General features: G+C 47.5%; 12 protein-coding genes. 10 read left to right on the forward strand and 2 right to left on the reverse strand.

The window, feature by feature from the left end:
• Positions 1-54: 54 nt before the first annotated feature.
• A complete protein-coding gene (locus tag KCG55_RS09325) occupies positions 55-276 on the reverse strand; it encodes a hypothetical protein (protein ID WP_070644808.1) in 222 nt (73 codons plus the stop codon).
• Between the two features lie 129 nt (positions 277-405).
• Positions 406-1,815, reverse strand: coding sequence for a 3-isopropylmalate dehydratase large subunit (leuC, locus tag KCG55_RS09330; RefSeq protein WP_254322851.1), 1,410 nt, complete (start codon positions 1,813-1,815; stop codon positions 406-408).
• Positions 1,816-2,079: 264 nt separating this feature from the next.
• Here leuC and gshA point away from each other — a divergent pair, with 264 nt between their 5' ends.
• The 10 genes from gshA to KCG55_RS09380 all read left to right on the forward strand — a co-directional run bounded on the left by gshA (position 2,080) and on the right by KCG55_RS09380 (position 12,745).
• Positions 2,080-3,438 carry a glutamate--cysteine ligase gene (gene gshA / locus KCG55_RS09335; protein WP_254322852.1) on the forward strand — a complete coding sequence of 453 codons (1,359 nt, stop codon included), beginning with the start codon at positions 2,080-2,082 and terminating at the stop codon, positions 3,436-3,438.
• Positions 3,439-3,539: 101 nt separating this feature from the next.
• A complete protein-coding gene (gene corA, locus KCG55_RS09340; RefSeq protein WP_254322853.1) occupies positions 3,540-4,610 on the forward strand; it encodes a magnesium/cobalt transporter CorA in 1,071 nt (356 codons plus the stop codon).
• A gap of 115 nt (positions 4,611-4,725) precedes the next feature.
• Positions 4,726-5,208: an acyl-CoA thioesterase gene (locus KCG55_RS09345; RefSeq protein ID WP_036490948.1), complete on the forward strand. Its 483-nt coding sequence runs from the start codon at positions 4,726-4,728 to the stop codon at positions 5,206-5,208.
• Positions 5,209-5,335: 127 nt separating this feature from the next.
• Positions 5,336-8,107 carry a DNA gyrase subunit A gene (gene gyrA / locus KCG55_RS09350; protein ID WP_254322854.1) on the forward strand — a complete coding sequence of 924 codons (2,772 nt, stop codon included), beginning with the start codon at positions 5,336-5,338 and terminating at the stop codon, positions 8,105-8,107.
• A gap of 64 nt (positions 8,108-8,171) precedes the next feature.
• On the forward strand, positions 8,172-10,013 hold the full coding sequence (uvrC, locus tag KCG55_RS09355; RefSeq protein WP_254322855.1) for an excinuclease ABC subunit UvrC: 1,842 nt from the start codon (positions 8,172-8,174) through the stop codon (positions 10,011-10,013).
• Positions 10,014-10,216: 203 nt separating this feature from the next.
• Positions 10,217-10,396 carry a hypothetical protein gene (locus tag KCG55_RS09360; protein WP_254322856.1) on the forward strand — a complete coding sequence of 60 codons (180 nt, stop codon included), beginning with the start codon at positions 10,217-10,219 and terminating at the stop codon, positions 10,394-10,396.
• Positions 10,397-10,452: 56 nt separating this feature from the next.
• The gene (locus KCG55_RS09365; protein ID WP_254322857.1) at positions 10,453-10,692 is read left to right on the forward strand and encodes a hypothetical protein; all 240 of its coding nucleotides are present in this window, start codon (positions 10,453-10,455) and stop codon (positions 10,690-10,692) included.
• 161 nt (positions 10,693-10,853) lie between these two features.
• Positions 10,854-11,207 (forward strand): hypothetical protein, encoded by a 354-nt coding sequence (locus KCG55_RS09370; protein ID WP_070629612.1) that lies wholly within the window; start codon positions 10,854-10,856, stop codon positions 11,205-11,207.
• Positions 11,208-11,291: 84 nt separating this feature from the next.
• A complete protein-coding gene (aroD, locus tag KCG55_RS09375) occupies positions 11,292-12,041 on the forward strand; it encodes a type I 3-dehydroquinate dehydratase (RefSeq protein WP_254322858.1) in 750 nt (249 codons plus the stop codon).
• A 134-nt stretch (positions 12,042-12,175) separates the two neighbouring features.
• Positions 12,176-12,745: an acetate uptake transporter gene (locus KCG55_RS09380; protein ID WP_070589117.1), complete on the forward strand. Its 570-nt coding sequence runs from the start codon at positions 12,176-12,178 to the stop codon at positions 12,743-12,745.
• Positions 12,746-12,751 lie beyond the last annotated feature (6 nt).

Raw genomic sequence — 12,751 nt, forward strand, 5'->3', positions numbered from 1 at the left:
GTATCAGGCCGTCTGAAACGGAGTTAGGAGCTTCAGACGGCCTGATTTACCGAATTATTCGGTAGCGGCTTCGATTTTTTCTCCAACATGGCTCATGCCGCGGCCTACTGCATTGCCGCCTTTTTTAACGGCTTCGCCAGTTTTGTCGGCAACGTGTTCTGCGGTTTCTTTGGTTTTGTCCCAATTGCGGCTGGTATCGTCTTTTGCGCCGGACCAAGTGCTGGAACAAGCTGACAGGATGAGGGCTGCGGCAGCCAATGCAAACAGTTTTTTCATACTAGATTCCTTTCAAGTTATCAATGATTAAGAAGGTTTTCGGACGTTTTTCGCAATATAATAAGAAAACTTGTTTGAGCAAGGTATTGTTTCAGTCGGCCTGATGAATAAAGGCCGTCTGAAAATATTTTAAGCCATAGTGCGGATGTCGGTAAAGTGGCCGGTAACCGCGGCTGCGGCTGCCATGGCAGGGCTGACAAGGTGGGTGCGTCCGCCGTTGCCTTGACGGCCTTCAAAGTTACGGTTGGAAGTGGAGGCGCAACGTTGTCCCGGAGTCAGGCGGTCAGCATTCATGGCGAGGCACATCGAGCAGCCCGGTTCGCGCCATTCAAAACCGGCTTCAATAAATACTTCGTGCAAGCCTTCTTTTTCTGCCTGCTCTTTAACCAAACCGGAGCCGGGAACAATCAATACGCGTTGTACATTGTCCGCTTTTTTACGGCCTTTGGCGATGGCGGCGGCTTCGCGCAAGTCTTCGATACGGCTGTTGGTGCAAGAGCCGATAAAGACGATATCGACAGGAATTTCGTTTAATGGCGTACCGGCTTCCAAGCCCATGTATTCGAGGGCGCGTTCCATGCCGCTGCGTTTGACCGGATCGGTTTCTTCGGCAGGATTAGGCACTTTGCCGCTGATGTCCAAAACCATTTCAGGCGAGGTCCCCCAAGTTACTTGAGGCTCGATGTCTTCGGCTTTGAAGTGGTATTCTTTATCGAATACGGCGCCTTCGTCAGACACCAGCGTGCGCCAGTATTCGACGGCTTTGTCCCACGCTTCGCCTTTAGGTGCGAAAGGTTTGCCTTTTACATAGTCGATGGTGGTTTGGTCGACGGCAACCATGCCTGAGCGCGCACCGGCTTCAATCGCCATATTACATAAGGTCATGCGGCCTTCCATCGAAAGGCTGCGGATGGCTTCGCCGCCAAATTCGATGGCGTAGCCTGTACCACCGGCCGTACCGATTTGGCCGATGATATAAAGTGCTACGTCTTTGGCGGTAACGCCGGGTTTCAGACGGCCTTCAACGGCAATCAGCATGGATTTGGATTTTTTCGCGGTAATGCACTGGGTCGCCATGGTGTGTTCGACTTCGGAAGTGCCGATACCGTGCGCCAATGCGCCGAATGCGCCGTGGGTGGAAGTGTGCGAGTCGCCGCAGACAACGGTCATGCCGGGCAGGGTTGCGCCTTGTTCCGGACCCATAACGTGTACGATGCCTTGTCCTTTATCCATAAATGGGAAGTAGGCGAGTGCGCCAAACTCTTTAATGTTTTTGTCCAAAGTATCGACTTGCAGTTTGGAAATCGGGTCTTGGATACCTTTGTCCCAGTCGCTGGTCGGGGTGTTGTGGTCGGCTGTAGAGACCACGCTGTCGATACGCCAGAGTTTGCGGCCAGCCATTTTCAAGCCTTCAAATGCTTGCGGGCTGGTTACTTCGTGAACCAGGTGGCGGTCGATGTAAAGCAGGACAGTGCCGTCTTCTTCTTCGCGGACGACGTGGCTGTTCCAAAGTTTATCGTAAAGGGTTTGTGCGCTCATGATGAGTATTCTTTGCTATTGTTAGGTATGAATGATGGTTTGCGTTTATGGGCGGATTTTAGGCTTTTTATAGGGGCTGCGCAATAGAAATTTGTCCAATTTTTAAAAATTGTCGCAAAGTTTCAAAAATGCTTATTAAAAATTAGACAAATTGTAGAATTGTTGACAAAAAGATGCATCTTATCTGAAAGAATGCTTGTCGAAATGCACTAAAAAGTTCTATCATTCTCACTTAATATCCACACTTACCAAGAGGTATAGAGAATGAAATTACCGGTAATGGCTGCCGAACATCTGTCGCAACTTCAGGCGTTTGAAGCGAAAATCTTGTGCAACCACGCCAAAATCGAAGCATGGTTCCGTTCGCAATGGAACGAACACCGTCCGCCGTTTTATGGTTCGGTTGACATCCGTAATGCCGGTTACAAAATTTCATCTATCGATATGAACCTGTTTCCGGGCGGTTTCAATAATTTGAATCCCAACTTTATCCCGCTGGCGGCGGTTGCCGCGCAAGATGCGGTACAGCGTGCCTGCGAAACGGCAAAATCCGTATTGATTATTCCTGAAAACCACACACGCAACACATTCTATCTGCAAAACGTTTACGCACTCAGCGAGATTTTGCGTTCGGCAGGGTATGAAGTGCGCTTGGGCAGCCTGAATCCTGAAGTGACTGAACCGACCGAGTTTGAAACCGCGTTGGGCGACAAAATTTTGCTTGAGCCTTTATTGCGTACCCGAGAGCGCGTCCATCTTGCAGACGGTTTCTCACCTTGCGTTGTTTTGTTGAATAACGATTTGTCTGCGGGCGTCTCTGAAATCCTTAAAGACATCAGTCAAACCGTATTGCCTCCATTGCACGGCGGCTGGACGACTCGCCGTAAAACCGAACATTTCGGCGCGTACAACCAAGTTGCTGCCGACTTTGCCAAGTTGATTGACATCGACGAATGGCAAATCAATCCTTATTTTGAAAAAATTAGCGGTTTGGATTTCCAAGAGCGTGAAGGCGAGGATGCGTTGGCAGGCGCGGTAGAGCGTGTATTGGCGAAAATTCAAGCCAAATACGATGAATTGGGTATTACCGATCAGCCTTTTGTTATTGTGAAAGCCGACGCAGGTACTTACGGTATGGGCGTGATGAGCGTTAAATCCGCCGATGAAGTACGCGGCTTGAACCGTAAAAACCGCAACAAAATGGCAAAAGTCAAAGAAGGCTTGGAAGTTAGCGAAGTTATTGTCCAAGAAGGTATTTATACCTACGAAACCATGAACGGTGCCGTATGCGAACCCGTCGTTTATATGATGGACCGTTTCGTTATCGGCGGCTTCTTCCGTGTACACGAAGGCCGTGGTGCAGACGAAAACCTCAACGCCGGCGGTATGGTGTTTGTTCCGCTATCCAACAGCATCCCCACCGGCAGCGGTGACAATTCTCAAGAAGCCCCCGAAGCCTGCAAACGCGTATTTGAACAATGGGATTCACTCGGTATGCCGCGCTCTGAAAAAGACTGCGACGTCGACAACGAACACAACCGCCTCTATGTTTACGGCGTAATGGCGCGCCTGTCCTTGCTTGCCGCTGCATTGGAGTTGGAGAAAACCGCGCCTCAAGCCTAATAAAGCGTTGATCGATATTGTCAGGCCGTCTGAAAATCAGTTTTCAGACGGCCTTTTCTGTCTGTACAATTCATTCTAACTAAAAAACATGATTTATTTTTATGAGCAAACCAGCCAATCCAGTTGAGACAACCGACTCTCTGCAAGACCAAGCCATGCAGCGCAGCAATACCGACAATGCGCCGCGTTCTGCCATTCATCAAACCCTGTATTCCGCCGATACCTTTGTTCAGCATGATTATCTTGCCGGAAAAAACTTGCCCGTTATTGTCCGTCCGCAAGAAGGTCAAATCAATTGGCTGCATTTTGTCGGCATCAATGATGTTGCCTTGCTCAAACACGCGCTTGAGCCTTATGGCATCCATGAGCTGGTTATTGAGGATATTCTCAGCCGCAAGCAACGTCCGAAAATCGAAGACTACGGCAGCTATGTTTTTACTGCCGCACAGGTTTACCACTATACCTCCACAGGCAAGCTTTATTCCGACCAAGTGTATGTGATTATCGGCAAAGATTTTGTGTTGTCTTTCCAACAAAAACCGTTGGGTTTGTTCAGCCATCTTCGCCGGCAGATGCACGAAAATCCGCACAATATTTTGAACAAAAATACAGCGTTTCTTGCTTATTGCCTGCTTGACCGCATTGTGGATGACTATTTCATCGTTTTGGAGTCGTACAACAACCGTGTCGAAGTAATAGACAAGTCCCTGTTTAAAAATGAAAACAGCGATATTCTCAGTAAGATTCACCGTCTCAAGCGCGATGCCGTCCGTCTGCGGCGCACGCTTTTGCCATTGCGCGATGTGTTCTACCAACTGGCCGTGCGCGGTGATTTTGCTATTTTCAAAGGAGAATCAACCGTCTATCTGCGCGACGTGTACGACCACAATATGCAGCTTATCGAATCGCTTGATGCCTCGCGTGATATGGTGTTGAGCATGATGGACATTTATCTTTCCTTCCAATCCAACCGCATGAACCAGCAAATGCGCGTGTTGACGGTTATTACCATCATCTTTATGCCGCTGACCGTCATCACCGGCATCTACGGCATGAACTTCGACAATATGCCCGAACTGCATTGGCATTACGGCTATTTCATGGTTTTGGGTGTGATGCTGTGCATCATCATCGGACTGCTGATTTTCTTTTCGCGTAGAAAATGGCTGTAAACGGGTAGGGCAAGGGGTTGAAACTCAACGATTAAAAACGGTAGAATGATTTGGCACACGTGCAGTCTGAAGTTTTCAGACAATTAAAAAATAAATATCAAAAGGAGAAGAAACTATGAAACCGGAACGCCAACTACCTTCCCATGAGCTGATCATGTCCGAGCTGATGATGCCTTATACGGCAAACTTCAGCGGCAATGTTCACGGTGGCGATCTTCTGCGCCTGCTTGACCAAGTGGCATATTCCTGCGCCTGCCGTTACAGCGGTACCTATTGCGTTACTCTGTCTGTTGATAAAGTATTGTTTAAAGAGCCTATTCATGTCGGCGAACTGGTAACCTTTTACGCCAGTATCAACTACACCGGCCGCACTTCTATGGAAGTCGGTATTCGGGTTGAGGCGCAAAACATCCACACCGGCAAAGTGCGTCATACCAACAGCTGCTACTTCACCATGGTTGCCGTTGAAGACGGTAAGCCGGTTCCTGTACCGCCTTTGGAAATCAATACACCGCGCCAACGCTGCCGTTATGAAAGGGCTAAAAAGCGCAAAGAGTTGAGTTTGCAGGCTGCGAACGAAGATTCTGGCTGCAACTAAATTCAATTTATTAAATAACGAAGGCCGTCTGAAATCCTGTTTCAGACGGCCTTCACGCAAAAGCCATAAACCGCTTGTTTTGTGGTAGAATCAACAAGATTTTTGCCATACGAAATTACAGATAATCATGACCGACGCAACCATCCGCAACGACCATAAATTTGCACTTGAAACCCTGCCTGTCAGCCTTGAAGACGAAATGCGCAAGAGCTACCTCGATTACGCCATGAGCGTAATTGTGGGGCGAGCCCTGCCGGATGTCCGCGACGGTCTCAAGCCGGTACACCGCCGCGTGTTGTACGCGATGCACGAGTTGAAAAACAACTGGAATTCCGCCTATAAAAAATCGGCACGTATCGTCGGCGACGTTATCGGTAAATACCACCCCCACGGCGATATAGCCGTTTACGACACCATCGTCCGTATGGCGCAAGACTTCTCCATGCGTTATGTGCTGATCGACGGTCAGGGCAACTTCGGTTCTGTCGACGGCTTGGCCGCAGCAGCCATGCGTTATACCGAAATCCGCATGGAAAAAATTTCCCATGAAATGCTGGCGGATATCGAGGAAGAAACCGTTAATTTCGGCCCCAACTATGACGGCAGCGAACATGAGCCGCTGGTATTGCCGACCCGTTTCCCTGCGCTGTTGGTCAATGGTTCGTCTGGTATTGCCGTCGGTATGGCAACCAATATTCCGCCACACAATTTGGGCGATACCATCAATGCCTGCCTGCGTTTGTTGGATGAGCCTGAAACTGAAATCGACGAGCTGATCAACATTATCCAAGCGCCTGATTTCCCAACAGGAGCAACTATTTACGGCTTGAGTGGCGTGCGCGAAGGCTATAAAACCGGCCGTGGCCGCGTAGTAATGCGCGGTAAAACCCATATCGAGCCTATCGGTAAAAACGGCGAACGCGAAGCCATCGTTATCGATGAAATCCCATATCAAGTAAACAAAGCCAAGCTGGTTGAGAAAATCGGCGAGTTGGTACGCGAAAAAACGTTGGAAGGAGTATCCGACCTGCGTGACGAGTCCGACAAATCCGGTATGCGTGTTGTGATCGAATTGAAACGCAATGAAAATGCCGAAGTCGTTTTGAACCAACTCTACAAACTGACCCAGCTGCAAGACAGCTTCGGTATCAATATGGTGGCCTTGGTTGACGGCCAGCCGCGTTTGTTGAACCTGAAACAAATCCTGTCCGAGTTCCTGCGCCATCGTCGCGAAGTCGTTACCCGCCGTACCTTATTCCGCCTGAAAAAAGCGCGTCATGAAGGCCATATTGCCGAAGGTAAAGCAGTTGCCTTGTCCAATATCGACGAAATCATCCGTCTGATCAAAGAATCTGCCAATGCGCCGGAAGCCAAAGAAAAACTGCTGTCCCGCCCATGGCGCAGCAGCTTGGTTGAAGACATGCTCAGCCGTACGGATTTGGATCTGCACATGATGCGCCCTGAAGGCTTGCCAGAGAATTTGGGTCTGCATAGCCAAGGCTATTATCTGAGCGAATTGCAAGCCGATGCCATTTTGCGCATGAGTCTGCGTAACCTGACCGGCCTCGATCAGGAAGAAATTGTCGGCGAATATAAAAATCTGATGAGCAAAATCATTGATTTCGTGGATATTCTTTCCAAACCTGAGCGCGTTACCCAAATCATCCGCGAAGAATTGGCAGACATTAAAGCCAACTTCGGCGATGAGCGTCGCAGCGAAATTAATCCGTTTGGCGGCGATATTGCCGATGAAGACCTGATTCCTCAGCGTGAAATGGTTGTTACCCTGACTCATGGCGGCTACATCAAAACCCAGCCGACTACCGATTATCAGGCGCAGCGTCGCGGCGGCCGCGGCAAACAGGCAGCGGCAACCAAAGACGAAGACTTTATCGAAACCCTGTTTGTTGCCAATACGCATGATTATTTGATGTGCTTTACCAATTTGGGCAAGTGCCATTGGATTAAAGTGTACAAACTGCCGGAAGGCGGCCGCAACAGCCGTGGTCGTCCAATTAACAACGTTATCCAATTGGAAGAAGGCGAAAAAGTCAGCGCCATCTTGGCCGTCCGCGAGTTCCCGGAAGACCAATACGTCTTCTTTGCCACCGCACAAGGCATGGTGAAAAAAGTCCAGCTGTCTGCGTTTAAAAACGTCCGCAGCCAAGGCATCAAAGCCATCGCGCTTAAAGAAGGTGACTACTTGGTCGGTGCAGCGCAAACCGGCGGTGCGGACGATATTATGCTGTTCTCCAACTTGGGCAAAGCCATCCGCTTTAACGAATATTGGGAAAAATCCGGTAACGATGAAGCAGAAGATGCCGATATCGAAACCGAAAATGAAGATTCAGACGGCCTGGATGATGAAAATGCCGAAAACGCATTACCAAGCGGCAAACACGGTGTCCGTCCGTCCGGTCGCGGCAGCGGCGGTTTACGCGGTATGCGTCTGCCGGCCGATGGCAAGATTGTCAGCCTGATTACCTTCGCCCCCGAGGCCGAGCAAAGCGATTTGCAAGTATTGACCGCTACCGCCAACGGCTATGGCAAACGTACCCCGATTGCCGATTACAGCCGTAAAAACAAAGGCGGCCAAGGCAATATCGCCATCAATACCGGCGAGCGCAACGGCGATTTGGTTGCCGCGACTTTGGTCAGCGAAACTGACGACCTGATGCTGATTACCAGCGGCGGCGTCCTGATTCGTACCAAAGTTGAGCAAATCCGCGAGACCGGCCGTGCTGCCGCAGGTGTCCGCCTGATTAATCTGGATGAAGGCGAAACTTTGGTTAGCTTGGAGCGCGTGGCTGAAGAGGCTGAAGATGAAGCCGCTTTAGAAAGCGATGCAGCTGAAAACCAAGCGGTAGAAGCTGAAGATACTCCGTCTCAAGAATCTTAAACTTCAATGAAAAAGGCCGTCTGAAAAGTTTTCAGACGGCCTGCTTATTCCAAAAGAAAATCCCGTGAGCGCAACCGAACCGTTCGATTTACCTCTTTTTCTGAAAAATCTGCCCAATCTGCCGGGCGTGTACCGTTTTTTTGACGAAAACAACAATGTTTTATATGTCGGCAAAGCGGTCAATCTCAAGCGGCGCGTTTCCAGTTATTTCCAAAAAAACGACCATTCGCCGCGCATCGCATTGATGGTAAAACAGGTTCACCATATCGAAACCACCATCACGCGTTCCGAAGCCGAAGCGCTGATTCTTGAAAACAACTTCATTAAAGCCCTATCGCCGAAATACAATATTCTTTTCCGCGATGACAAAAGTTATCCTTATTTGATGCTCAGCGGCCATCAATATCCGCAAATGGCGTATTACCGCGGCACGCTGAATAAGCCTAATCAATATTTCGGCCCGTATCCCAACAGCAATGCTGTGCGCGACAGCATTCAAGTATTGCAAAAAGTCTTTATGCTGCGCACCTGCGAAGACAGCGTATTCGAGCACCGCGACCGTCCTTGTCTGCTTTACCAAATCAAACGCTGCACCGCGCCTTGTGTCGGCTACATCAGCGAAGAAGATTACCGCGACAGCGTGCGTGAAGCCGCGACTTTCCTCAATGGCAAAACCGATGAACTGACGCGCACCTTGCAACACAAAATGCAAACCGCCGCCGCTAATCTGCAATTTGAAGAAGCCGCCCGTTACCGCGATCAAATTCAAGCGCTTGGCATTATGCAGAGTAATCAGTTTATCGACAGCAAAAACCCGAACAATCCAAACGATATCGATTTGCTTGCGCTGGCGGTTTCAGACGGCCTGGTTTGCGTACACTGGGTCAGCATCCGCGGCGGACGGCATGTAGGCGACAAAAGCTTTTTCCCCGACACCAAAAACGATCCCGAGCCAAACGGACAAGATTACGCCGAAGCCTTCGTCGCCCAACATTATTTGGGCAAAAGCAAACCCGACATCATTATCAGCAACTTTCCCGTTCCCGATGCGCTGAAAGAGGCTTTGGAGGGCGAACACGGCAAGCAGATGCAGTTTGTCACCAAAACCATAGGCGAACGCAAAGTCTGGTTGAAAATGGCAGAGCAAAATGCGCAAATGGCGATTGCACAACGCCGCTTGCAACAAAGTAGCCAGCAACACCGCATTGATGAACTGGCAAAAATCCTCGGCATGGATTCAGACGGCCTCAACCGCCTTGAATGTTTCGATATCAGCCACACACAAGGCGAGGCCACTATTGCGTCCTGCGTTGTGTACGATGAGCAAAACATCCAGCCTTCGCAATACCGTCGCTACAACATCACGACCGCCAAGCCCGGCGACGACTACGCCGCCATGCGCGAAGTGTTGACGCGCCGTTACGGCAAAATGCAGGAAGCCGAAGCCAACGGCGAAAGCGTCAAATGGCCGGATGTCGTGTTGATTGACGGCGGCAAAGGGCAAATCGGCGTAGCCGTATCGGTATGGGAAGAGCTCGGGCTGCACATTCCTTTGGTCGGTATCGCCAAAGGCCCCGAGCGCAAAGCCGGTATGGAAGAACTCATACTGCCTTTTACCGGCGAAGTCTTCCGCCTGCCGCCCAATAGCCCGGCCTTGCATTTATTGCAAACCGTACGTGACGAATCACACCGCTTTGCGATTACAGGCCACCGCAAAAAACGCGACAAAGCACGCGTTACTTCCTCACTCAGCGAAATCCCCGGTATCGGCAGCAAACGCCGCCAAGCATTGCTCACTCGATTCGGCGGTCTGCGCGGCGTGATTGCAGCCAGCCGCGAGGACTTGGAAAAAGTTGAAGGCATCAGCAAAGCATTGGCGGAAACCATTTACGAGCATCTGCACTGAGCGATGAGATAAAAAGGATATCTAAAAAATTTTTAGACGACCTTTTACCTTATTGTATTAACCATTCCCTCAACGTTAAAGATTCTGGTTATTTCAGATAATACGTTGCTTTAATTTTTGAAAAGGATATAATCCCATTTGCATTCTATCTGCTATTGTAATGAATGCAGTCAAACTATCTATTTAATTGTAGGAGAACGTTTATGAAAAAATATTTGGTATTGTTGTTTGCAACACTAATGGTACCATCGCTTTCATTTGCTGACGGAAGTGATGCTGCTAAAATCAATTTAGTTAAAAACTTTATAAGACTGATAAGCATGGCTATGAAAATGGGGAACCCTATTCTAAATATGCTTCGCCAGAGTTTAAAAATATCATAAAACAGGCTTACCGCATTATTGATGGTATCGAAAGAAGAACTGGCGATACTTGCGATATGGCAGAGCACTACGATCAAGGTTTTGGTAATGGAGATAGTAAAATCAGTAAGCTGAAAATTACCCCTTTATCTGGTAATCTTGTTCAAGTTACCTTTTCTGATGGCTCACTGAAAAACAACTTAAAATACGACATTAGTTGTGCCAGCAATCATTGTGTCATCAATGACATCATTAATGATGGAAGAAGTATTCGGAAGCAATACCAAAAAATTATTTCTAGTAAAAGTTGTGATTAAGTTATTTTAGTTAAGGTTGTCTGAAAATATTTTCAGACAACCTTTTAAAATCTTATTCTATATAGTATTGTGATTTTCATCTCTTAAGAAAATATCAGATTTAAACTAAAATAAATATGAAATTTAAAATATTTAATAAAAAACTTTATAAGGGTATTATTATGAAAAAACTATTTTTTATATTTTTTATATTAACGGCAACACAACTTGCTCAAGCAGAACAGAATAATTGCAACTCGCTTAATAAAATAGCAGAAGCTAAGGGGGCAATTTATGCTCCAGTTCTTGGTAAAACTGTTATCAAACCAGGTAGGCTATATTTTCATTCTGCCCCACATTCTTCTTGTAAATTAAAAGAAACCTTTATTATTAAAGGGGATAATGTTGTTGTTTATCAACATTATAAAAATTACGACTATGCAATGTTTATTAATAACAGAACTGGTATTACTACACAGGGCTGGATTTTGGAGAATGCTCTAAAAACTACCGGTACGATGGGAGGGCGTTTATAATTCAACACAAACTAAAAATTTTTGACAAACTATTTTTCCTCAAGCTAATACTGCTTAAAGTATTAAATAAGATAAAGGAACAATATGAAACCTGTCATCATCAAAAATATCGAGATCGGCAAAGGCCTGCCTAAAATTGCCGTGCCGCTGGTGGCCGCCAATACGCAGGAATTGGAGCAGGCTTTGCGCGTATTGAAAGAGACGGCTTTTGACATTATTGAATTTCGTGCGGATTTTTTTCAAGAAGCGCTTGATGCCGATTTTATTGCCGGGCAATTAGGCATTGTCCGACGGGCTTTTCCTGACAAGCCTTTACTGTTTACGTTTAGAAGGGCGCAAGAGGGCGGCAACACGCCTTGTTCGGACGACTATTATTTTGAATTATTGGAAAGAATCATCTGTTCCAAACAAGCCGATATTATTGACATCGAGCTTTTTGCCGGGGAAAACGGCGTAAAACAAACCATTGCTTTGGCGCATGAGTATCAAACTGCCGCCTTACTTTGCAATCACGATTTCCAAGCCACGCCGTCTTTGGCAGACATTACAGGCCGTCTGAAAACAATGGCAGAGTGGGGCGCGGATATCTGCAAAATTGCCGTGATGCCGCAATCGCCGCAAGATGTATTGACCTTATTACAGGCAACGCATGAAGTTTCACAAAGTATAAACTGCCCGATTATTACTATGTCTATGAATAAAATCGGTGCAATCAGTCGTCTGGCCGGCTCGGTTTTCGGCTCGGCCGTAACCTTTGGTGCAGCAGGAAAAACGTCGGCCCCCGGTCAAATTGATGCCAATGAATTGAGGAAAATCTTGGCCATTTTAGGATAATTTAATTATTAACATTCAAGTCCATTTGAAAAATATTTTTCTGATGGACTGATTTTTTATCATTTTTTTCTTTCAATTCTAAATAAAATAGGTAACAATAGGCTTCCTATTTTAATAACTAGAGGAGAAATAAAATGACTACTACTAAAGAAAACCTGGCGAATCCAGGTCCAGTAGGCCTGTGTGGCTTTGCATTGACAACTTGGTTGCTCAGTCTGATTAACGGCGGCTTTTTTACTGCTCAAGAGGGTGTCGGCTTAGTTTTGGGCATGGCTCTCGCCTTTGGTGGTATCGCCCAAGTTATTGCCGGTATGTTTGAGTTCAAGAAAGGCAATACGTTTGGCTTTACCGCTTTTATCAGCTATGGCGCATTCTGGTGGACATGGGCTTTGTTTACCATCTTTTTCAAAGGTGAAACAGCTCCGGCATTTATCGGCTGGTATCTCTGCGCATGGGGTATGTTTTCGCTGATGATGTTTGTGGCCACCTTGACCAAGCCTAAAGTATTGAGCGGTATTTTCTTTTTCTTGACACTGACTTTCTTTGCTTTGGGTATTGGCGATGGTATGCAAAACCACAGCATCGTCCATATCGGCGGTTGCTTAGGCTTGGTAACTGCACTTGGTGCGTTCTACTTGGCAGCGGCAGAGGTTATCAACGAATCTTTCGGCAAGACGGTTTTGCCGGTTGGAGAACGTAAATAAGGTTGC

It is taken from the genome of Neisseria subflava, from assembly GCF_024205745.1.
GTDB lineage: Bacteria > Pseudomonadota > Gammaproteobacteria > Burkholderiales > Neisseriaceae > Neisseria > Neisseria flavescens_B.

Excerpts from the sequence above, each read along its gene's own strand:
- aroD (WP_254322858.1), top strand. The coding sequence starts at position 11,292 with ATGAAACCTGTCATCATCAAAAATATCGAGATCGGCAAAGGCCTGCCT.
- KCG55_RS09380 (WP_070589117.1), top strand. The coding sequence starts at position 12,176 with ATGACTACTACTAAAGAAAACCTGGCGAATCCAGGTCCAGTAGGCCTG.
- gshA (WP_254322852.1), top strand. The coding sequence starts at position 2,080 with ATGAAATTACCGGTAATGGCTGCCGAACATCTGTCGCAACTTCAGGCG.
- KCG55_RS09360 (WP_254322856.1), top strand. The coding sequence starts at position 10,217 with ATGAAAAAATATTTGGTATTGTTGTTTGCAACACTAATGGTACCATCG.
- KCG55_RS09365 (WP_254322857.1), top strand. The coding sequence starts at position 10,453 with ATGGCAGAGCACTACGATCAAGGTTTTGGTAATGGAGATAGTAAAATC.
- gyrA (WP_254322854.1), top strand. The coding sequence starts at position 5,336 with ATGACCGACGCAACCATCCGCAACGACCATAAATTTGCACTTGAAACC.
- KCG55_RS09345 (WP_036490948.1), top strand. The coding sequence starts at position 4,726 with ATGAAACCGGAACGCCAACTACCTTCCCATGAGCTGATCATGTCCGAG.
- leuC (WP_254322851.1), bottom strand. The coding sequence starts at position 1,815 with ATGAGCGCACAAACCCTTTACGATAAACTTTGGAACAGCCACGTCGTC.
- corA (WP_254322853.1), top strand. The coding sequence starts at position 3,540 with ATGAGCAAACCAGCCAATCCAGTTGAGACAACCGACTCTCTGCAAGAC.
- KCG55_RS09325 (WP_070644808.1), bottom strand. The coding sequence starts at position 276 with ATGAAAAAACTGTTTGCATTGGCTGCCGCAGCCCTCATCCTGTCAGCT.
- KCG55_RS09370 (WP_070629612.1), top strand. The coding sequence starts at position 10,854 with ATGAAAAAACTATTTTTTATATTTTTTATATTAACGGCAACACAACTT.